Here is a 22,469-nt window from a genome sequence, read left to right as displayed (position 1 = left end):
CTATTATTTGTAGTTAAACGGCCTTGTGTAATTGTGTATAAGTCATAAGATCATTCTAATAATCGAATCATAATAAGGAGTGTGAAGGTTGTATATGTTATGGTCTAGTGAGGTTGAACTATTATCCATCCCAGAACAAATTGCCAATTCCATTCGTCAGATGATTGTGGAAGGTAAGTTTAAGCCAGGTGATCCTCTACCATCACAACTGAGCCTTGCCAAACAATTTGGTGTGAGCAGGCCGACCATGAAAGAAGCCTTTATGTACTTGACAAGCCAAAAGGTGATTGAGCCTTTTAACGGTCAAGTAGGTGGTTATAAAGTGAGAGATTTCTTACCAGAAAAAGTCAGCAACAACATTTATGAATTAATCATGCTCTCTCTCCATTCAAAAACAATCACACATCCTGATATTTTTGAATTAAGAAAGCTAATTGAAATCCCTGCCGCTGGATTAGCTGCATTAAGAAGAACAGACAAAGACCTACTTTATTTAGAGAAATGTTTGTCTGATATTCGTACCAAAAATCTTTCAGTAGAAGAAATGTTAGCTATTGATAGCTCTGTACATGTTCTACTTGCAAAATGTACATATAATCATTTAACAGAAGCCATCATGACTGCAATTATTAAGACGTATCACCAACGGACACCTAATATTCAAGAAGAAGAGAAAAAATTTATTTTAATCGGTTTAATAGATTTGATTGAGTGTATTATTGAAAAAGATGACATCAATGCTAAAAAAGCGATGGAAGAGCATCTATATTATTCCAGAACTTATTTGCAAATAAAACAACTTATGAACTAAGTGATATAAATAAACGAACGGAATTCTATTTCCAAATAGTTTATTTTATAAAAGTGTGATTGGTTTAACTACTAGTAAAATCGGCTTTCTTTTTGATTTATGATCGTATTTCAATGAAACATGGGGACCGTTCGAGACTGCTGAAAAAATGCTTACCTTAATTGTTTCGTAGACATTTTCAAATAATAGGGTCATCAATAAGATTCTTTCGTGAACAAGCCTTCCTTTTAATCATTTACGGATATTTAGATACAAACAATCAAATAGGCCACACCTTTTACAATCAAGTATGGCCTATTTGACTCTATCTGTGAAACTTTTCGAGGCGTCACTGTGACTCAGTCTCTGACGTTATTAATCAGGATACCGACTTATAAACCTCTTTCCAATCATATTTTTGTTTAAAGAAAAGAAGTGGGATAAAAACCAACAGTAGAATGAAACTTATTGTATAAAAGAGGCCGCCTTCTAAATACTCCAATACTAATCCTCCTACAAAAGGTCCACCAATACTACCAAAGCTATATAAAATACTACACATGATATTACCAGCTGGGAGAAGGTTTCTTGGCAGTAAATCCGCCATATAGGAAATCCCTAAAGAGTAAGTAGAACCGACAAGCATCCCTGCTATGAAGAAACAGATAAATAAGCCAATTACTGATTCACGAAAGACACCTGCTGTAATAAACGATCCTATCCCGATCAATAAAGCAAGCATCAGAATATTTCTCCGACCATAGTGATCGCTTAACATTCCTAAAGGTAATTGAAAAACAATACTCCCTAGGGCAAATGCTGGCAGAAGGATGGATACAGCATGGATATCAATGCCGACTCTCAACGCATATACGGGAAAATTTCCATTTAGAGATGCTTCTAAAAAGCCATAACTAAATGGAAATAAAAAAGCAATCCAACCAAATTTCCATGCTTGTTTAAATCGACGGAACGTGTCAAGCAATGAATTTTTCTCTACTGTTTTCTCTGGAAATTCATTTTTTAGAAAAAAGACCGTTAGCCATATTAATAAGCTGATTGCGGATGAAACCATAAATGGAAGAAATTCATGATACACGACAAAACGCGTTATTAAAGGCCCTACTGCAAATCCAAGGCCAAAAAATAAACCGTAAACGGAAATATTACGGCCTCTTTTATGAATCGGTGAGAAATCAGTAATCCATGTTTGCGTACCAAAATGCAGCATGTTATCGCCAATTCCAATCAATAAACGTAACAAAAACCAAAATACAATCGATTTCCATAATGGAAATAAAGCTAATGACAAGACAACGATTAATCCCCCAATTAAAATAAGAGGTTTATAGCCAAACTTCCGTAATGGAGCCTCCATAAAAGGCGAAGCAATTAACATTCCAATATAAAGTCCAGTTGCATGAAGCCCATTGATGGAAGATGATACCCCATCTTGTTCAAAAATAATAGCAATGAGAGGAAGCAACATTCCTTGTGAGAACCCTGACACTGCTACCATAATAACTAAAATCCAAAAACGAACCCTCATTTTTTCCTATTTCACCTTTCTTTGAAACATGGGGACGGTTCTCGCGTTTCGTTTGCCCATCAATTATGGTAATCAGTGCTCGAAAGATAACAATACCTATTGAAGAACCCGTTTTTGAAACATATTAGAACCGGCCCAGCGTTTCACTTAAAATAAAGTCGTCTGCATCTCAATCATGGTATGTTCTTCAACCTGTTCTTCCTGATTAAAGATAAAAATACAATCCTGTACACTTGACGATTCCTTGTCAAAAAATATCTTCCCTTGTTCTGAATACTTTATTAAAGCTCTTAAAACTTCCGGATACATTCTAGGTCTATTATAAATCCCTTTGGAAAGTTCTTTATCAGCATGATAGTGATCCCTTATCATATGACTGATTTTAGTTGCGCTAGAAACTCCGTGTTTCACAAGAATATAAGCCATCTCACCAATCGTGGAATGAACAGGAAGCTCCGTCTGTACTTCTTCTACTAGCTTTTGTTCTCTCTCCTGTCTTTCCTTTTGTTTGAAATCCAATCTTTCTTCTACTAATTTTTGAGCTTTTTGGTAAGCCTCTCTTTGCTCATGGATAAATTTCTCCTGAGCTAAAGATTCTTCCATTTGCTCTTTTTCAGCTCTCTTCGCATTCTCACGCTGTTTTCTCCGGCTTTCTCTCGCTTCCTCTTCCTCTATTTTTTCCGCTTCTCTAACAAGGCGTTTTAGCTGGTTATCTAATAAAGGGATCTGGTGATCTACATGCTCTTGAATATCCTTAGGAATTTCTATTTTTCCGTTTAAAACATCTAAAACTTCATAGCCATAATCTTTATCTCTTATTTTTATTAACAATTCATCTAATTCGAGATCGAATTCCCAGATCTGATTCATGACTTCATCAATATCCCGTATTTTAAGGCTTAAAAATTCAGCTAAATGTTCTTTACTATAAGTAATTCTTTTTTTCGTTATCGTATGTTCTACAGTGAATTCATACCGTATGGATCGATTACAAGCACAAGTACCGATACGACTGCCATAATCATGGTAATTCACAATTTTCCAGCCTACCACCTCTTTTTCTTCATCCGTTAATTCAATTTCATCCGTTTTCCTGATCGCCTGTACCTTTTCGGAAGTCATGAATCGAGCAAAAATAGTGGTGCGACCTCGTTTTACATTATTCTCTAAAAATTCCCTTTGCTCTGGTGTCACAAGGGATAATAATTCGTTTCGTTCCTCTAAAGAAAGAGAGTCATACAAATTAACCTAACCTCCTTACATATCTCTTAATCTACTGCCATCAAATCTAGTAGTAGATGTTCCATTACTATTTCTGTCATCTTTTCTTAAAATAGTATTAAATTCAGCCTTATAATAACCGCTCCAAGTTCTTCTATTTTTCTATATTATACTACCAAATAATCAATTGGCGTAATGGATGTTTCATATAGACACGATTAACCACAAAAAGACGGATCTCTTGTCGCAGTTCGAAACATAAGATCCGCCCTTATTTTTTATAACACTTGATTTATGGTTAACAACTGTAACCACTTTACATTAAGCATATAAACCCAGAATTCAGCAGGATCACTGTAATGATGTTTTCCATTATAAGATCCTTTCTGTGAAGACACTCTATATTTTGATTTTCTTCCCTTCGTCTTGTAAAATTTCTTTACCGGACGGTAACTGGAGGAAAATTGATGATAAATGTATATAGTGATGTCATTCAGTTTCGAGGAAATCATTATGACTTTGGCTATAAGCAAGGTGGGTTACTAAAAGATTCTCGTCTTCTTGCAAATCGAGAAAAGTTTTGGAGCAAGCCATCCATAAAATACAATTATTCGATTGATGAAACAGAAGTTAAAAACATGATTCTTTCCTATGCTCCCGGAATTTGGGATGAGTTAATAGGTTTGTCAGATTCTTTAAATATGAAGATGGACGACACCATTCTTCAATTTGGAGGCTATTATCTTGAATATGGGAAAAGTGGTTGCTCCATTTTCACAAATACCGATTTTCTTATGCGAAACTATGATCAGGATCCCCTCTCCTATGAAGGTCGATATGTTCTCTATCAACCGACAGACCAGGGCTATGCAACGATGGGTCCATCTATGCAAATAACAGGGCGTACAGATGGGATGAACGAAAAAGGATTAACGATGGGATATAACCTCATCAATCGTGTGAGATCAGATAGCGGGTTTATTTGCAATATGATTGGACGGATGGTTTTAGAAACATGCGCCAATGTTGAGGAAGCCACTTCACTTCTGAAAGAAATTCCTCATCGTCGTTCGTTCAGCTACGTGCTGCTTGATCAAACCGGAAAGTCTATCGTTGTCGAAGCCTCTCCAAGAGAAGTGATCATCCACCAGGCCAATATCTGTACCAATCACTTTGAAATATTAACTCATGAGAATCGTTACCGTATTGACGACTCTCTCCAAAGATATCAAGCAATAAAGCGTCAGGAAAATCATTCTCTAGATGCCAACACCGCTTTTCAACTGATGAACGGTACGGACAAAGGGGTATTCTCAAAAAAGTATGGAACATGGGCGGGAACCTTGCATACAGCGGGTTATTTCCCGAATAGTAGAAAAACCTGGTTTGCCCTTGGTGGAGACAGACGGCCGGTTATCTTTGATTTTGATCGATGGCTTAGTGGAGAAAAGATTAGCATCAAACAGGTCAGAGGTGAGCTTGATACGACCCTACCTTTTATAAACATATAAATGGTAAGAATCATAGGAAGGATCAAGAACGCAAAAAACAAGCTTCTATGGAATTCCTCCTCTGTATTAATAATAATCTATTATTGATAGAGTCAAATCGATCAACCTGTTATTGTCAGGGTTGAAAGATTTGACTCTTAATTTTCTTAATTAAAACACCCCGTTATGTAGATAGGATGAAATAAGGATTGAAGGTATAAACGTGTAGCTTGCATAATCCTAACAGAATAGGCAAAGAATACTCTTAAAATTTACCAAGGGGTACCAGTTAATGAAATTGTTGGGGAGACGGACAAAGAAAGATTATTTTTCAAATATACAATTAAATAAATCATTGGATAGCTTACAAGAGATCCCTCTCCATTCGGAGTTAAATAAAAATATAGATATCCTAAAATCAGCTTATAAAGATTGCTCTGATGTAGTTTTTCGTGAATTTAATATCGGCAGCAGTATGAAAGCGGTTCTTCTTTACATTGATGGACTTGCAAATACGGAAGCGATCGATCAGCTTGTGCTTGCGTCGCTTAATCAGATGAAAAACCAAGAACAACGTGTAACATTTGAAATCATAAAAAATCAAATATCAGTTACCGATGTGAAGGACTTTACCTCCATTAATGATGTTTTTAAACAAGTTTCAATTGGCAACTCCATCATTCTAATTGAAAACGAAACAAAAGGAATTTCGATCGGGCTATCAAAGTTTGAAAAACGCAGTATTGCCGAACCCGAAGCGGAACCGGTTATACGCGGACCAAGAGAAGGTTTTATTGAAACGGTAAGAGTCAACACCTCCCTTTTACGGAGGAGAATTCGTCATCCGTTATTAAAAATGAAACAAATGGATATTGGCGGTTACACAGAAACACAAGTTGTGGTTGCTTATATTGAAGGCATTGCCGACAACGAATTAGTGGATGAAGTGATGAGCAGGATAAAGCGAATCAAAATAGATGGGATTTTAGAAAGTGGATACATTGAGGAATTGATTGTCGATCATCCGTATTCTCCCTTCCCCCAAGTTTTAACAACGGAACGGCCGGATGTTGCAGCTTCCTCCCTTCTGGAAGGGCGTGTTGTGATCCTGATTGACGGCACACCGATTACCTTAATTGCACCTTGTACGTTCGCAAGTCTTCTACAGGCACCCGAAGATTACTATAATCATTTTTACATTAGTACGCTTATTCGTTGGCTGAGATACCTATTCTTGTTTATTGCTTTGCTTGCACCATCCGCATATGTGGCGATCTTAACGTTTCATCAAGAAATGCTTCCAACCACCCTGCTCTTAACCATCGCTCAAAGCCGTGAACAAATCCCTTTTCCTGCATTGGTGGAAGCGTTTATCATGGAAGTCACTTTTGAGGCACTAAGGGAAGCAGGTGTGAGGTTACCAAAACAGGTTGGTGCTGCTGTGAGTATTGTCGGAGCCCTAGTTATTGGACAAGCAGCGACGGCAGCAGGACTGGTTTCACAACCGATGGTTATGGTCGTCGCGATTACCGGTATCGCATCTTTCTTATTGCCAAGATACGCAACCGGCATATCCATTCGAATCCTGCGCTTTCCCATTATGATCTTGGCTGGAATGTTAGGGTTATTAGGAGTTATGCTCGGTATTACCTCAATTGTCGCACATATGTGTACTCTAAAGTCCTTTGGTGTACCTTATTTCAATCCAATCGCACCCCTGAAGATGCAAAACTTGAAGGATGTCCTGATACGAGCCCCCTGGTCGGCCATGGAGACACGTCCTGAATTTTTTTCAAAGGATGCTGGTCACCTAAGGCGTCAGTCCAGTCATTTAAAGCCCGGTCCAAGCAAAGGTGGAGAAGAAAAGTGAGTAATATGATCAGACTGATTAAAAAGGCGATAACTTTTACGCTTCTGCTTTGCCTGACCTCCATTTTCCTAACAGGATGCTGGGACCGCACAGAGGTAAATGATTTAGCTCTCATTCTGGCAGCGGGAATCGATAAGGGCAAAGACAATAATGTCGAATTATCGGCCCAAATCTATATCCCGCAAGGCTCACAAGGCGGACAATCCGGAATGTCCGGCGGCGGGTCTAGCGGCGGACAGTCATTTGTTCGATCAGCTGAAGGAGAAACCATTGCGGATGCGATGGCACAACTCCAGGTAGTACTAACAAGGGAGATTTTTTGGGGGCAAAATGAGGTACTCATCATCGGTGAAAAGTTAGCAAAGGAAGGAATAAGTGAACACATTGACTTTTGGATGCGGCACTCGGAACCTCGGATACGTGCCAACGTTTTTGTTTCGAAAGAAAGGCCTAAGAAGGTTTTGGGGGCGATGCCTGAATTGGAAAGAGACACCGCAAAACAACTACGCAAAATCGTCCAAACAGATATAGGGGTAAAAGTAACTGTGAAGGATTTATCAGAGATGCTATCGGGTGAATCAAATGCAGCCGTACTTCCTTATGTTGAAAACCTACCCCCATCTCAAATGGATTCAAAGTCAAAGGAAGTACCAATCATTAAAGGGACCGCCATTTTAAAAGAAGGAAAAATGGTAGGAAAATTAGATGATAAAGAAATAAGAGGGATTCTTTGGCCAAGAAATGAGATTAAATCAGGTGTGATTACCATTAATATTGAAAACGAACAAGGCTACATTTCCTTAAATTTATTAAGAAGCCAAACAAAGTTGACCCCTTCCATTAAGAATAATCATTGGAGAATAAACATCAAAACAAACGCAGACCTTGAAGTTGTACAAAACACGACCAAACTAGACTTATTTGATCCAAAGATCATAAACAAAGTCGAACAAAAGGTGATTAATGAAATTGAAGCAAGAGAACGCTTAGCCTTCTCATTAGTACAAAAAAAGTTACAGGCTGATGTTTTCGGCTTTGCAGATGAATTTCAAAGAAAATATCCACAGATATGGAAACAAAAGAGAGAAGAATGGAATGAAATTTTCCCAGAAGTGGATGTGTCTTTTGATACGAGGGTAAAAGTTGAAAGAACCGGTTTGGCAACTGGTGAAAAAAATAAAGGTGTTGAACACTGATGATTGGAGGGGTATTAGGAGTAACCGTTATCTGGATGCTGATCATTTTATATCAATGGCCCAAATTAAAGAAAAATAGCAGAAAAGTAAAAGCAGCTTTTCTTTCGTTGATGCTGGTGAACTGGATTCTTGCTGTTTTACTCATCATTTTTCCAGAAATGCCGGGACCTGGGCAATTAATTGAATTCATTTACAGCTCATTTAAACCGCTTTGGTAAAGTGAAACTTCCATCAGTGGGGGTTTTCCTTCATCCCCCTACTGATGGTTAGTCACGCCAAGCCTGATTGATTTATCTTAGGGCTAAAGCCCAAAGATAAATCTTATTTCACCAATCGGAGCTTTACGGGCAGTTGATTCCCCCACCAATCTTCTTTTATTATACGTAGAATCTTGAGGTGGAGCCTGATAAATAGACTCGTTTTAGAAAAGGAATGAACAACCATGATTGAAAAAGGTAGAATCTCCTACTTGGAACTAGCCCTTATAATGTATTCAACTGTTGTAGCCACGGCCATTCTTTACATACCATATATCACCGCCCAACATGCAAAGCGTGATTTATGGTTGTCACCCATATGGGGTTCTTTGAGTGGCTTTCTGATCGTTATGATTATTATAAAGCTCTCTAAGCTATACCCAGGGAAAACACTTATTGAATATGGTGAGATGATTCTCGGGCGGTTCCTTGGCAAAATCGTCGCGTTCATTTACCTGTTTTTTCTATTACACAATACGGCTCTTGCCTTTAGAGAATATGGTGAGTTTATCGAAAGTGCATTCTTACATAAAACGCCGATCATTGTGGTTACCGGTAGTATTGCCCTTTCGTGTGCCATTGCTGTTCACGGGGGCATTGAGACCATTGGAAGGTGTGCTCTCATCTTTTTGCCGGTTGTTTTCGCTCTCTATATCCTGATCTATGTCTTTCTGATTCCTGACTTAAATGTAAAAAACATTTTTCCCATTTTGCAAGATGGGATCATGCCTTCCCTTAAAGGATCTATTGCACCACATGCCTGGCTAAGTCAATTTTCCTTGATGTCATTCCTGATTCCGTTGTTAACGAAGCGCCAAAAGGTGTTGAAATGGGGGATGTTTTCTGTCATTGCCTGTGTGTTAACGATGGTATTTATTAATCTAGGAAATCTATTTTTATTTGGAAAAATTATTTCTAACCTCCATTTCCCTGTGTTTGAGGCAGCAAGATATATCAGTATTGGTTCTTTTTTTGAGCATATTGAGTCAATCGTTCTCGCCTTTTGGGTTCTTGGTGCATTTGTACAACTTTCCGCCTTTTTTTACATGCTTGTACTTGGTACATCCCAATGGTTGGCACTGCCCAGTTATAAACCCTTTGTATTACCGATTGGTTTTTTAATTATTTTATTTTCAGTTTGGTCAGTCCCCTCGTTTGGAGAAATGATTCGAGGGATGGGTACAACAATGCCTTATTATTTCTTATCGGTTCAGCTAGTCATTCCAATTTTCCTCTTATGTGTTGCACTCATAAGGAGGAAAAAGTTAAAATGACCCCTTTATTTAATCAATGAAGTTTCTTATCAACATAAGTAGATAAGAAACTTCATTCAAACATTTATCAACGTGCTAACCTTTTTATATTCTTCATCTCCATCCAATCATTTGATAGAGGTCCGGAAAATACTTCCTCACTTAATTTGGTTATTTTGTTGCAAACTAAGACCAAAAGGTTCCTATTTGAGGTGGGAAAATGAATCGTGTCGGAAAATATGCAATTGAAAAAGATATGGATGAAACGGAATTATTAAGAATGGTGCTTGAGCTTCCAGAAAAGGATAAAATGTTAATGTGGTCAGAGGGATATATCGACCTTGTGATTGAAAAATTACCTAAGTATGGTCAGGATATTTTGGTGAATCGTAAAGATAAATGGGAAGATACAAAGGGCTATTACCAAGACAAGCTTGACAACATTCTTTCAAAGGAAGAAATGAAATTGAAAATGAAGAGCGAACGAAAAGAGTTTGCTCTTTTTGTCATGGAGAACTATAAAGAGCTGCAATCTTTACTCTTCTTGTGTTATGACGGAAATTTAAAAGACGTTGATTTAAGAAAATTCGTTTACCGAAGAAGATACGGAACTAGAAGAGGTTATTTAAAATAATAAAAAACAAATGTTATGAAAATCAAAACGCCTGGATATACGGGTTCGGTTGGCTGGGAAAAACACCTTAAAAGTAATGTAAATTCATGTGTTAATTAATGTACTAAATTATAGATTAAAGTAAAATATTTATTGATATAACAACAAAGAGAAAGACACGAATTCATATGCGAATTGTGTCTTTAATTCCACTGTTATTTACTATTTTCTCCCAATATCCGAACCTGTTAATTTAAAATCCAAGCGTTTGATTCCTTATTTGATCTCAAAATGAATCGATGTTTCTGTTTCTGAAAACTATGAGAAAACTACAATTTTATTTGCAATCGACTCTGTAAAACGAGTGGCTACTTTTGGTACGGCCCATTTAATAATGGGTGATAACACCGCACCCGATAATCCGCCAGCATGGACTTCCACCGTACAAGTCATGATTGTTTTACCATTAACCTCTTCTGCGGTAAACTGACCGCTCCCGGTAAAATTATCGGATAAACCTTTTATTTCAAACTTAATATTCGAAGGTTCATTCCATTCCGTAATATTTACTTGCGCTCGTATTGTTTTTTTAATCCCTTTTACACTACCTTCAAATGTCCAAATAGATTCCTTGTCATTTATGATTTTATGTTCTTTGTAGGCTGGTACTGTCGTTGCCCACTTTTCAAGATCACTGACATAATCCCACACCGCTTGTACATCTACTGGAACTTCTACTGTATGTATTCCTGTTGCCATTCTGTTCCCCACTTTCCATACTCATGAATTGTAACTTTCCATTTCTAGAAATTAATTATTACATAAAAAGCTTAAACTTACATCAATAATGAGACATAGCTTTCTTACTTTCATATGGAGGAATGTTGGAAATGACCAAGTTTCGAAACCACTTGTTTCAAATACACCAAGTATCGAAAAAAGTTTTGTAATTATTTGCTTAACTTCAAAGCCATCGTGCGTTACATAAGTAATGGATGAGCTGCTTTTATAATCATCTGTGCAGGTTGATTTTTATTAGTGAATAACCATCCTGATTAAAGCTAAGTCTATAATTAAAAAAGTTAAACGAGGAGATCATTCATGAAGCCTTATCAAATAAATAACATGATTATTGATGATGAATTTAATGGTGAAGAGCATGTGACAACTAATTTTGCTTATCAAAATAATGAGTACAGCATTACTTTCAAAAAAGCAGACCTTGAAATCATTAATACTTGGATTTTTAAAGATGGTTCGTCCTTACCAGCGGATTTATCTGATTATATTATTGAATCAATAAGAGAAGATGTTAAAAAGAGAATATAGTCATATGATGCTGTTTAAACTCCATGTTTTATGGTTCGTTTTATGTGCAGCTAATCCATGTCAGCGAACAATACCTAGCAGTGCTCGCTGAAGCTTTATTTAAATTTCGTCTGATACGTAAAACAAGATTTTGTGATACGTCAAACGGACCTTCCCTAAAGAAAGAGCGCAATTCTTGCTGAAGAATTGCGCTCTAAATAGAATGATCAGTTTCTATGCTGGTTTGTAGAGGTTACTATTAAAACGCTAGGACGGTTCCAGCTCTTCATTTCTAATACAAATCTTAAATATTTGCTTTCAATTAGAGGTAAATTAAATTTTTTCCCCTTATTTAGCGGTCTACTTTATAGAAATTCTTTACCATCCATTATTCAAGAATGAAACGTGAGAACCGTCCCCATGTTTCATTGTAAAACAGGCTTTTTAGCAAAACGATCATATCGTAATGGGGTTGTTGGAATAATTGTTTCAGAGACCCCGCGAATCAATTCGTCAATTAATTTCCCTGTAACGGTCGCTAAACTGATTCCATCCCCTTCATGCCCTGCAGCAATGAAATACCCAGGAATTTCATCAACTTCTGAAACGATTGGCAAATGATCGGATGTCCATGGTCTAAAACCCGTATACGCACGGATCATCGTGAAATCATTCAATTTCGGATAGAAACGCATCGCTCTTCTTGCCATGGTTTCCACTACATTGATATCAATTCTTCCATCATACCCGACGAATTGGCGGCTGCTTCCGAGTAAGAAATTCTGGCTTTCCGTCGGCTCAAGCACTAAAGCGACACCGTGTTTCTCCGTTCTTTCATCGGCAATTCGCTCTCGGCCAAATTTGTTCATCAAGTAACCAAATTCCATGACGTTTCGCATCATGACCGGCTTTTGTCTGGCCCCGACCATAATATGTCCTTTTCTTGGAATAATTGGGATATCAAGTTCAAGCATTTTTCCGATGAAAGGTGCCCAAACGCCAGCCGCATTGACCACTTTCTTTGCCGTAAAGGTTCCATTTGACGTTTCAATAGTAAAATAATCATTCTTAGTAATATTTATGACTTCCGATTGGGTTTGCAATTGAAGTCCATACTGCTTTGCCTTCTCTATTAGCGAGTAGCAAAATAGATATGGATTGATAAGTGAGTCCGTTTCACATTCTAACCCGCCTGGAATATCATCTGCAAAGTAAGGGGATTCTTGCCGAAGATCCTCTCGATCGAGTAATTTGAATTTCAAGCCAGCAGCATTTTGAATGTCCACCCATTCTTTCGCCGCTTCCATTTCTCTATCATTTTCACAAACAAGCAAACTGCCAAGTGCTCGATATTCAAATGGCAAATCCAGTTCATGGCTCAATTCAATCATCAATTCCTGACTTTTCCAAGACATTAAACTATCAAACCCAGGGTCTTTATCCACAATTGTAACGTTTCCATCACAGCGTGAGGAGGTGCCGCTTGCAATATCATTTTTTTCGATTAACATACAATCGATCCCTGATTTTGCAACATAATAAGCGATCGCACAACCGACAATCCCCCCACCAATAATAGCGACTTCTGTATGATTTTTCTTTGACATTCCAAAATCCTCCTTATTTAAAATTGTTTCAGTTGAAGGCTTAGTTTGCATCTCTATACTCTTGAAATGACTTTTGAACCTTCTCGCGCCCTTCAACAATAGCTGGGTGGAATTGGATGGTTGCTGAATCACGGACTGATTTGACATCTTGCATGGCTTGTTGGATTTTGACTTCGTTTTTCGCAATCGAGTATCCCGCAAGTGATCCTTGTGCACGAGCAACTTTTGCACTTTCGATCCCTGTAATATTACCAGCGACATATAATCCTTTCAGAGGTGTTTCCATTTGTTCATTATGTATTGGAACATGACCACCTAACTCTTCGACATACTGGAATGGACAACCAACGACAGCCGCAAGCTCTGCAAGCGGGTAAAGTCCTCCGGCTATACAAACAAAATCGACCTCAATTGTTTTTTCACTGCCTGCAATGATTTCTCCATCAGGGGTAATATCGCACATGGTAACGGATTCTACTTTTTCTGTACCATTTATTCCAACGATCGCTTTACGAATATGGATGGGCATTCCCCACATTTTCACGCCGCCTTTAGGATAAAATTTGACAGCGAGATTACGCACCCAAGAAGCTTTCGCAAACTTACTTCCAAAACGAAGGAAAGCGGAAGGTGCCAAATGAGCTATGCGTACCAATCCATCCATAACCCGTCTTGGGTTGGCATGGTTTTTCGTGACAGAGTTAGAAACGGGCAGAGCCATACTATGTAATTTAATACCAGCAAGTTGGAGTTCACGGGCGATGGCTGCAGACAAGACATTGACACCAACAATAACACCTTTATTCCCCACGCGAACACGGTGTACGTTTGTCATTACTTGTGCTGCACCGATCGACATGACACCAGGAAGTGTCCAGCCGGGAATAGGGACAGATGTTTCCGCCGCACCCGTAGCAATCAATAGGTTTGTCGTGTTGAGAACGCCTATATTCGTATGAACCCCATAGCCGTGTTCTGTTTTTTCAATATGATGGGCAGAAACGCCACATTTAATTGTTGTGTTTAGTTTTTCTGCTTTATCTAGTAAAATTTGGGTTTCTTTAATGCCATTCCACCATTCCCCGCTTGGCTCTTGGTGAAGTTGTCCAAGCAGCCTGCCACCTGGCTTTGGAAATTCATCTATGACTATAACATTTAAATCTGACTCACGGCATGCGATTGCGGCAGATAAGCCAGCGGGACCCGCGCCGATTATGACAACATCATACATGTGATCCACCGACCTTTTTATCCATGTTCTTTTTCTCGTAATCCGCATAGGTGCGCGGCCATTCATCAGGTGTCGATGCAAATGGCGTTGGTTGTAATTGGCCACTTTCGATGACCATATTCTCTGTAATAGGTGTCATACATGCACGAACGCCTTGTGCTTGATTAACCGTGACACGGCACTCAAAGCAATGTCCAATATTACAATATATCGCTCGCGGTGCCCCACTTTGTTCATGAACACGGAGTTTCCTAATTCCATTTGCTAGAAGTGCCGATGCAATGGTATCCCCTTCAAAACCTGTATAGGTTGTCCCATCAAAAGTAAAAGTGACAGGTTTTTGGTTCTCCAATTCGCCTAGAACAGGATGATCTACTATTCGGTTCGTCTTCATTTCATTTGTCCCCCCAAAATAGATAGTGATACAGGTCTAACTGGCGGTTGGACTTTCATAGGTATATCATGTCCCGCTTTTTCGCCTGTGACTGCCTCTAATACAGCGTCTACTGCTGGCCTGCATGTGCGCCCACCACAATGCCCCATGCCAGCTCTCGTTCGCAATTTAACTTCACGAGCAGAGCAGTTGTATGTATTTACGGTATTTTCAATGTCATGTAAAGTTACTTCTTCACATCTGCAGATAATAGTCTGATCCATAGTCGGGTCTCCTCTCTTTGCTATCTTTGCGAATCATTTGTTTATATTTAATCTATTTCCAATTATCAAAATATTAGTGCCGGCAATCATCCTATTTTCGTAATTGTATACCTGCACAGCAACACCAAAAATTCAAGAGCCACTTCTTAAGCCTCACAACTATGTCCTTCTTGTCTTGTTGTTTCCAATTGTGTCCATAATTTATCTATGTCCTTTAAGGTATGTATAGTAAGCGCTGTCAATTTTCTAGACGATAGTTTTCAAGTTAAGTAAAGACGTATTGAAATCATTGGACTTTATCAATTGCAGAAGCATACAAAGGGAACCTTTTCAACTACTAAGTAAAAGGCTAGTAAAATAGTAAATGAACGAAAATAGGTTGCACTAAGAGCTTCTAGGATGATCGAAGTGAAAAAGATCTCCTGTAACTTTTACAATCTACCTAGACCTTCAAGTTTCCCTATTTCTAAAGATCTAGTTATATCTATGTAAGCAAATTGAGCAGGAACTCGTTATTTTTGTGTCAAAACCTCACCTCTTTTAGTTTATATTGAAGTAGTTTTAGCTCAGGATAAAGAACGAACGTTCTAAACACTAAACTATCGTTATTATAACATATATTCTGAAAAATTTAACTATTATGTTATATTTTTTTAAAAAAGTTTTTCATTAGTAAAATAGATATTGAATATTCCTGAGTTAGCCTTTTCTTTCGCGCTAAACCAATACTTTTGTTTCAAAACGATATGACTCTTTTATTTCTTAACAATAGTAATATAGGGTCAATATACGGAAATAAGTTTTGTATTAAACTAGTGTTATAGTAACGACATATTCTAAAAATTTAAGATTATATTTTATTTTATCCGGGGCGTCCCTGTTACTTCGACATCAATTAATTCCAAAAAAACGGATCTCTTGTTTCAGTTCGAAACATGAGATCCGCCCTTATTTTGATTGATGGATTCCAACAGTAATTAACTAGTACATTAAACTTAACGTGTTCTCTTTAGATTCTCTACTTCTTTACGTTCCAGTTTAATTACTTTTGTAACCAGCTCGATCCCATAAACCTTCTAATAGCATGTCAACTGTAATTTTTAATACCTCTATCTCTCCATGATTTTAGGCCATTTAAAAATTTGTTCTGCCTCATTTTGATCTAACTGCTTAATTCCCTAATCTTTTTCATTTAAGGATAAAGTGAAACTTCCATCAGTGGGTTTCTTGTCATCCACAGTGATGGAAAGCCACAGGCCAACAGTTTTCTGGTCAAGCAGGCGTTGCCTTAGACGTATTAGTCTGTGTTCATTATTTCGAAGCTTTATGGGCAATGGTTCCCCCACCTTTCTTCATTTATTGCAATTGGAATCTTGAGGTGGGGGTCTTACATCCCATTATCCTAATAATTTCTTTTATTTAACTTAAAATGAATATTTGTCCATTCCAATTAGAACTTGTTTACATAGCATGTACAATAGGTATTCCACTTGGAAAGGGAGTTATTTACGTGATATGTATCGGTTCTGTTTCAATACAAAATGTGAGTGGTTCTGCTAATGTTCAATTTGGCAATATTATTAACCGAGCTCCAAATAATTTATCAAAAACAACTGCAGGTGCAGGTGCTGAGAATGAAGGGATGCTCATCATTACTAATTCTGGTTTTAGTTTAACAATCACAAGTCCAACAACAGCTGGTACAGGAATTTCAGCACCGACACCACCAAGTATCACCATTCCTAGTACTACACCTGCAAACCCATTTGGTTCAGTCACCTCAAGCTGAACAATCTAAAATCATCGGTAAAGTGATCATTAGTTCAAGTATTTCGGGGCGGCACAGTGATCTTGCTGAGAGATTTTGATGAAACAGAATTGCGGAACAAGTACCCTTACCCTAAAAAGAGTCAAAGATAAAGGTATGATAGGAACTCCCAAATGAATATGCCAAAAAAGCCGTGTATCCCTTCTCAAAGGGGATATACGGCTTTTTTCATAGTTTACAGCTTTAATTGAATTAATAAAATCTGGGTCAAGGGATCTGTCCCTCTGACCCTATACGCTTATTTAAGCCCCTCTTTTTCCAAATAATCTTTTGCAACATCATAAGGTTTTTCACCTTCTACATTCACTTTGTAATTCATTTCTCTCATTTCATCGTCCGTTATTTTTCCAGCCAGTTGATTTAAAGCTTCTACCATTTCAGGATATTTTTTGGCTGTTTCTTCTCTTAATAAAGGTGCACCTTGATAAGGCGGGAACAAGTTTTGATCATCTTCTAACACTTTGAGCTCATAGTGGCGCAGCTCGCTGTCGGTCGAATAGGCGTCAACTAAATTGATTTCGCCGGATTCTACGGCAACATAACGTAGTTTCGGTTCCATTGTAACGAGATTAGGAACCTGAATCCCGTACAGAGATTGAATGCCCAGATATCCATCTTCTCGATCGGAAAACTCTAATGTAAACCCAGCTTTCACTTCATTTTCAATCGCTTTTACATCTGAAATGGTTTCTAACTCGTATTGTTCGGCAAGCTCTTTTGATACGGCCAATGCATAAGTATTGTTAAATTGCATCGGATCCAGTAAGACCATATTAAATCGTTCCATCAATCCTACTTTTGCTTGCTTATACACTTCCTCACGGTCGGTGCTCTTTGCGGTTTCTTTTAAAAACTCAGAAATCGCTGTACCCGTAAATTCTGGATAGAGATCAATGCTTCCCGATTGGAGGGCATTGAAAACAAATGACGTTTTTCCCAAGCCAGGTTTCAATTCTACCTGTAAATCTGTCTCTTCCTCAATAAGTATTTTATATATATTGATTAAAATTTCTGGTTCTGACCCGAGTTTACCAGCGATCACAATTTTATCGTCTTGATTGCTAATTAGCGGAGCCACCATGATCGTGAGAGCCAAAATCCCAACGATCCCAATTGAAATTAATGATTTTTTATAGGAAAGTCGTTCAAATTTTTTAAGTAAATAATCAAATAAGATCGCTAGTAATGCAGCTGGTATGGCTCCAAGTAGAATCAAATTCGAATTATTTCGATCAATCCCCAATAGGATGATATCTCCGAGTCCTCCAGCACCGATTAAGGCGGCTAGGGTGGCGGTACTTACGATTAATACCATGGCTGTCCGAATACCCGCCATGATGACAGGCATGGCAAGCGGCATCTCCACTTTGATTAATCTTTTCCTTGAGTTCATCCCTATCGCCTGGGCCGCTTCGATTAATGAAGGATCAACTTCCTTTATTCCTGTATATGTATTTCTTAAAATAGGTAATAATGCATAGGCAACTAAAGCAATGATGGCAGGCACTCTACCAATCCCGAATAAAGGAATAAGAATCCCTAATAGAGCTAAAGAAGGAATGGTTTGAATGACAGATGTGATTCCTATGATCCCTTCTGCTGCTTTTTTATGTCTCGTTATATAAATGCCAAGTGGAATCGCAATCAAAACGGCAATGAAAAGAGCAATGAAAGAGATCTGGATATGTTCCACTAAGGCATTCACGATCTCCCCTTTTCTATCTTGAAATACTTCTCCAAACTCCCTCATTTGCTAACCTCCTTTTTCGGTAGATTGCTAGATAAATAGTGGATAGCAGATCTACGATTAATAAAGCCAATTGTTTTCCCTTCATTTTCGACAGCGACTTGTTCATGTTCTGATAGGATCCCTAATATCTGTTCCAGTGGAGTTGACAAAGGTACCTGAACAGAAGATGTTTGTTCGATTTCTTTTTCGTTCACCGGTAAAAATAAATCCTCCAAATTGAAATCAGCTATCCTTTTATTTCCAATGAATCCTCTAACAAAATCGTTAGCAGGGTTGGTAACAAGTTCATGAGGAGTCCCGATTTGGACAACTTCCCCTTCTTTCATGATACAAATTCGGTCAGCAAGTTTTATCGCTTCCTCCATATCATGGGTTACAAAAACGGTTGTCTTTTTGAGTGTTTTCTTGAGTTCCAACAGGTCATCTTGAAGTTTTTCACGGCTGATCGGATCTAAAGCACTAAAAGGCTCGTCCATTAAGATGATTTTAGGATCCGCGGCTAGTGCCCGAATTACCCCTACTCGTTGCTGCTGACCGCCAGATAGTTCATGTGGTTTTCGGTTGGCATAGGTTCCAGGATCCAAGCCTACCATATTCATCAATTCCGTGACTTTTATCTTTATTTTTTCTTTTGGCCATTTTTTCATCTCAGGCACAATCGATACATTTTCTTCGATCGTCATATGGGGAAAAAGGGCTATCTGTTGAAGAACATAGCCAATATCCCACCGTAGCTTCTGGATGTCATACTCACTATTTTTTTTGTTCTTAATGTAAATAGTTCCATCTGATAGAGGTGTCAACCGATTGATCATCTTCAGTGTCGTCGTTTTTCCACAACCACTGGGCCCAATAAAAACAAAAAATTCCCCTTGTTTGATCTCCAGATCTAAAGATTGAACCGCAACCGTGCCATCTTCATACCTTTTTGATACATTCTCAAATTTAATCATCTGCATCCCCCTTACGTTCCTTGAACAAGCTGTTCGTCATCTACAATATGTACGTTTGAATTCACAACCCCCATTGTAAACCTTTCCATTCAGATCAGCATAACGAAGACCTTTTAAAAGCCGAAAATTTTAACAATGAATGCGAACACTAGAAAATAAGCCTCCCAGATCATCCTGGAGGCTTATTTTAGATTAACTTGAAATTGCATTTGATTCAATTATTTTAAATCGTAAATTTATAGACTGGGTCAGAGGTGAGCCAGAGGGACAGGTTCACTGACCCAACTGGCAAGGATGTTGTATTTAGTATACAGCGTAAAAGAAGTATGATGATGGTCAAGTTTTTATAACGGTCGCAAACTGTCCGGTTGTTTCCATAATTCTGGAAGGAGTTGTTGATACGGCTGTTGCAAAAAGCGATCATCAATGAGGACTATGGATCCATGGTCCTTTTCCGAGCGGATTAGCCTTCCTCCCGCTTGGAGAACCTTGTTCATACCTGGATTCACATAAGCATAGTGGTAGCCGTTTTTTCCTTGTTTGTTAAAATAATCCCTGATCAGATTTCGTTCAAAACTTAGCTGTGGCAATCCTACACCAACAATTACGACACCATTTAAACGATCCCCCATTAAATCGATTCCCTCAGAGAAAATTCCACCTAAGACCGCAAATCCTAGTAAAGTTTCATTTGAATTCGGCTTAAAGGCAGCTAAAAAAGCCTCTCTTTCTTCCTCGGTCATTCCTGTACGTTGAATCAGTGTATGAATCTCATTATTTTCTTGTTGGAACTGATCATATACGCTAAGCAAATACTGATAAGACGGGAAAAAGATTAAATGATTGCCTGGACGATTTTTAAGTAAGGTTTGTACGATTGAAACAATCTCAGTCTTTGTGTGATCTCGATCCCGATAACGAGTTGACAATGGTTTGATGACTACATCTACCTGTTCAGCAGAAAAAGGGGATGGAAGAGTAAGTTTGTAATCTTCTTTTTGCCCCCCTAAAATATCTTGATAATACGGGAGCGGCGAAAGCGTTGCTGAGAAAAAAACCTTGGAGCGAAACCCTTTCCCCATTTGATGAAGGGGTCTGGCCGGATTCATACAAAATAATTTAATGTGCAAATCACTTTTCTCTTTCTCCCCGTAAATAACGTAAGAATCATCAAGAAGTTCAACGACTTTCAAAAAATTCTTCACTTCATAGTAGGCATCTAATAGATTTGAGGATGGATCGGTCTTTAAAGCTTGTTCAGCAACCTCCATAAAAGGAAGGAGAAGCTGCTTCAATTGATCCTCAAGTTCATCCAACACAAACTCATTGTGTTCTTTCACCTTTTTTAATGCGATAAACCAAGCATTTATCTGTTTAGCAGAATGATAAATAGCTTGACTTGTACCTTTATATTCCTTCTTTAATTGAAGAAATGTCTTTTTATGTAAGGTAGCAGAGAACATCTCCCGACCTCGATCAACCAAATTATGTGCCTCATCAACCAATAAAACGGTTGACTTCTTTTGTTCCTCTATCAACCGCTTCAGGGAGACACGCGGATCAAATATATAATTGTAATCACAAATGACGGCGTCTACCTCATAGGCAAGATCGATCGAAAATTCAAACGGACAGATTTGATGCTTACGGGCATACTTTTCCAACACTTCTCGTGTGATCCCCTGTTCATTTTTTAAAATATCAAGAATGGCTTCATTTATTCGATCATAATAACCATTTGCATATTCACAAACCTCTTTTTGGCAAATGGTCTCATCTTTAAAACAAACCTTATCCTTTGCCGTTATCGTAAGGGAAGTAAAACAAAGACCACTCGAACGCATCTTGGTGAATGCTTCCTCAGCCGTTGTTCGGGTGATTGTTTTTGCTGTGAGGTAAAATATATGATCCAAGTGACCTTCTCCTATTGCCTTTACAGCTGGAAAGAGAGTTGAAATGGTCTTACCAATTCCAGTTGGAGCTTGAGCAAATAGACTTTTTCCGTCTAGAATGGACTTATATACGGCTCCTGCTAATTTCCGCTGCCCCGCACGGTAGGTTTCAAATGGAAAAGAGAGTGCTTTAATCCCTTCATTTCGCTCGATGCGGTGTTCATGCTTCTGGATGGCAAATGGCGCGTAACCTTCGATCATTTCTAAAGCAAACCCCTCTAACTCTGAAAAAGTGAATTTCTTTCGATAATAGAGTTTTTCATCTGATTCCACATGAACATAGGTAAGCTGAACTGTCATATCCATAAAGTCATGGTCTTTCGAATAGATATAGGCATACATTTTGGCTTGTGCCCAGTGAACGGGATACCCGTCGCCTTCCTTGTCAAGAGTATTAGAAAAGGATTTAATTTCATCCACGATTACTTCATCATCGTGAAACAAAAGCCCATCACAGCGACCATCTATTACGAAGGAAAGATGATGATGCGGAATTTCAGTTCGAAGGTAAACCTCTTTCTGGTCGGTTTCTTGGTACGTTTTTTGAATTTTTTGGTGAATTCTTGTTCCATCCAGTAACGTTGATGTGGAGCGAAACCGTGAATCGATGCTTCCGCTTTGGAATACATACTCAACAAGTGTCCGTACTGAAAGACGTATTTCATTTGACATCTAATCACCCCCTATTTCTTTATAAAAATTGAACAATCTCTAATAAAGCTGTCTATCTCTGTCCCAAACATGTACAGGCCATTGGGGAACTAGAAGTTTCAAAGTTGTTAAAAACTAATGGTGGGTAAGGATGTGCATAAATGGTGGGTAAGGATTGATTTCTTTAGGCGTACATCTTTTCACACCGGATTAATAAGTCCTATGGCCATTACTATAATAGAGATAAGTAATATCGGTCAATAATACTTTTCCAAGTTCAGCTTGGTAAATTC

The 22,469-nt window shown here is 38.3% G+C and carries 19 protein-coding genes; 9 read left to right on the top strand and 10 right to left on the bottom strand.

The window, feature by feature from the left end; all coding sequences use genetic code 11:
- The first annotated feature begins 94 nt into the window (after nucleotides 1-94).
- Complete coding sequence (locus tag R4Z10_RS09460) at nucleotides 95-811, top strand: GntR family transcriptional regulator (protein WP_338473207.1); 717 nt, start codon at nucleotides 95-97, stop codon at nucleotides 809-811.
- Nucleotides 812-1,169: 358 nt separating this feature from the next.
- Here R4Z10_RS09460 and R4Z10_RS09455 read toward each other — a convergent pair whose 3' ends face one another.
- Nucleotides 1,170-2,339: an MFS transporter gene (locus R4Z10_RS09455; protein ID WP_338472922.1), complete on the bottom strand. Its 1,170-nt coding sequence runs from the start codon at nucleotides 2,337-2,339 to the stop codon at nucleotides 1,170-1,172.
- A 147-nt stretch (nucleotides 2,340-2,486) separates the two neighbouring features.
- Nucleotides 2,487-3,581, bottom strand: coding sequence for a hypothetical protein (locus R4Z10_RS09450; protein ID WP_338472921.1), 1,095 nt, complete (start codon nucleotides 3,579-3,581; stop codon nucleotides 2,487-2,489).
- 446 nt (nucleotides 3,582-4,027) lie between these two features.
- Here R4Z10_RS09450 and R4Z10_RS09445 point away from each other — a divergent pair, with 446 nt between their 5' ends.
- The 6 genes from R4Z10_RS09445 (at nucleotide 4,028) to R4Z10_RS09420 (ending at nucleotide 10,260) form a co-directional block, all read left to right on the top strand.
- The gene (locus tag R4Z10_RS09445) at nucleotides 4,028-5,071 is read left to right on the top strand and encodes a C45 family peptidase (RefSeq protein ID WP_338472920.1); all 1,044 of its coding nucleotides are present in this window, start codon (nucleotides 4,028-4,030) and stop codon (nucleotides 5,069-5,071) included.
- 271 nt (nucleotides 5,072-5,342) lie between these two features.
- Nucleotides 5,343-6,920 (top strand): spore germination protein, encoded by a 1,578-nt coding sequence (locus tag R4Z10_RS09440; protein ID WP_338472919.1) that lies wholly within the window; start codon nucleotides 5,343-5,345, stop codon nucleotides 6,918-6,920.
- Nucleotides 6,921-6,925: 5 nt separating this feature from the next.
- The gene (locus R4Z10_RS09435) at nucleotides 6,926-8,116 is read left to right on the top strand and encodes a Ger(x)C family spore germination protein (RefSeq protein ID WP_338473206.1); all 1,191 of its coding nucleotides are present in this window, start codon (nucleotides 6,926-6,928) and stop codon (nucleotides 8,114-8,116) included.
- Nucleotides 8,116-8,334: a hypothetical protein gene (locus tag R4Z10_RS09430; RefSeq protein ID WP_338472918.1), complete on the top strand. Its 219-nt coding sequence runs from the start codon at nucleotides 8,116-8,118 to the stop codon at nucleotides 8,332-8,334. Before R4Z10_RS09435 ends, R4Z10_RS09430 begins: the two co-directional genes overlap by 1 nt.
- Nucleotides 8,335-8,558: 224 nt before the next feature.
- On the top strand, nucleotides 8,559-9,647 hold the full coding sequence (locus tag R4Z10_RS09425; RefSeq protein WP_338472917.1) for an endospore germination permease: 1,089 nt from the start codon (nucleotides 8,559-8,561) through the stop codon (nucleotides 9,645-9,647).
- A gap of 199 nt (nucleotides 9,648-9,846) precedes the next feature.
- A complete protein-coding gene (locus tag R4Z10_RS09420; protein ID WP_338472916.1) occupies nucleotides 9,847-10,260 on the top strand; it encodes a hypothetical protein in 414 nt (137 codons plus the stop codon).
- Between the two features lie 297 nt (nucleotides 10,261-10,557).
- Here R4Z10_RS09420 and R4Z10_RS09415 read toward each other — a convergent pair whose 3' ends face one another.
- Entirely contained in the window at nucleotides 10,558-10,998 is a 441-nt protein-coding gene (locus tag R4Z10_RS09415; RefSeq protein ID WP_338472915.1) for an SRPBCC family protein, read from the bottom strand.
- A gap of 342 nt (nucleotides 10,999-11,340) precedes the next feature.
- Here R4Z10_RS09415 and R4Z10_RS09410 point away from each other — a divergent pair, with 342 nt between their 5' ends.
- On the top strand, nucleotides 11,341-11,568 hold the full coding sequence (locus R4Z10_RS09410) for a hypothetical protein (RefSeq protein ID WP_338472914.1): 228 nt from the start codon (nucleotides 11,341-11,343) through the stop codon (nucleotides 11,566-11,568).
- 404 nt (nucleotides 11,569-11,972) lie between these two features.
- On the opposite strand, the gene R4Z10_RS09405 is transcribed toward R4Z10_RS09410, so the two are convergent.
- Genes R4Z10_RS09405 through R4Z10_RS09390 form a run of 4 tightly spaced genes read right to left on the bottom strand, consistent with a single transcriptional unit; the run spans nucleotide 11,973 to nucleotide 15,042 of the window.
- On the bottom strand, nucleotides 11,973-13,154 hold the full coding sequence (locus R4Z10_RS09405) for an FAD-dependent oxidoreductase (protein WP_338472913.1): 1,182 nt from the start codon (nucleotides 13,152-13,154) through the stop codon (nucleotides 11,973-11,975).
- Nucleotides 13,155-13,194: 40 nt separating this feature from the next.
- Entirely contained in the window at nucleotides 13,195-14,385 is a 1,191-nt protein-coding gene (locus R4Z10_RS09400; protein WP_338473205.1) for an FAD-dependent oxidoreductase, read from the bottom strand.
- Complete coding sequence (locus R4Z10_RS09395; RefSeq protein ID WP_338472912.1) at nucleotides 14,378-14,779, bottom strand: (2Fe-2S)-binding protein; 402 nt, start codon at nucleotides 14,777-14,779, stop codon at nucleotides 14,378-14,380. The genes R4Z10_RS09400 and R4Z10_RS09395 overlap by 8 nt, the downstream gene beginning before the upstream one ends.
- Entirely contained in the window at nucleotides 14,776-15,042 is a 267-nt protein-coding gene (locus R4Z10_RS09390; RefSeq protein ID WP_338472911.1) for a (2Fe-2S)-binding protein, read from the bottom strand. Before R4Z10_RS09390 ends, R4Z10_RS09395 begins: the two co-directional genes overlap by 4 nt.
- A 1,429-nt stretch (nucleotides 15,043-16,471) precedes the next feature.
- On the opposite strand from R4Z10_RS09390, the gene R4Z10_RS09385 reads away from it, so the two are divergent.
- Nucleotides 16,472-16,831, top strand: a complete 360-nt coding sequence (locus tag R4Z10_RS09385) for a spore germination protein (protein ID WP_338472910.1) — start codon at nucleotides 16,472-16,474, stop codon at nucleotides 16,829-16,831.
- A 277-nt stretch (nucleotides 16,832-17,108) separates the two neighbouring features.
- Here the strand turns inward: R4Z10_RS09385 and opuFB are convergent, their stop codons facing one another.
- From opuFB to R4Z10_RS09370, 3 genes are all read right to left on the bottom strand, one after another.
- Nucleotides 17,109-18,620 carry an osmoprotectant update ABC transporter permease/substrate-binding subunit OpuFB gene (gene opuFB, locus R4Z10_RS09380; protein ID WP_338472909.1) on the bottom strand — a complete coding sequence of 504 codons (1,512 nt, stop codon included), beginning with the start codon at nucleotides 18,618-18,620 and terminating at the stop codon, nucleotides 17,109-17,111.
- Entirely contained in the window at nucleotides 18,617-19,573 is a 957-nt protein-coding gene (locus R4Z10_RS09375) for an ABC transporter ATP-binding protein (protein WP_338472908.1), read from the bottom strand. Before R4Z10_RS09375 ends, opuFB begins: the two co-directional genes overlap by 4 nt.
- A 344-nt stretch (nucleotides 19,574-19,917) precedes the next feature.
- Entirely contained in the window at nucleotides 19,918-22,197 is a 2,280-nt protein-coding gene (locus tag R4Z10_RS09370; protein WP_338472907.1) for an ATP-dependent DNA helicase, read from the bottom strand.
- Between the last annotated feature and the right edge of the window lie 272 nt (nucleotides 22,198-22,469).

Source organism: Niallia sp. XMNu-256, from assembly GCF_036670015.1.
GTDB lineage: Bacteria > Bacillota > Bacilli > Bacillales > Cytobacillaceae > Bacillus_BD.
The sequence above is the reverse complement of the archived record's forward strand: the minus strand, read 5'-3'. Positions and strand labels throughout refer to the sequence as shown.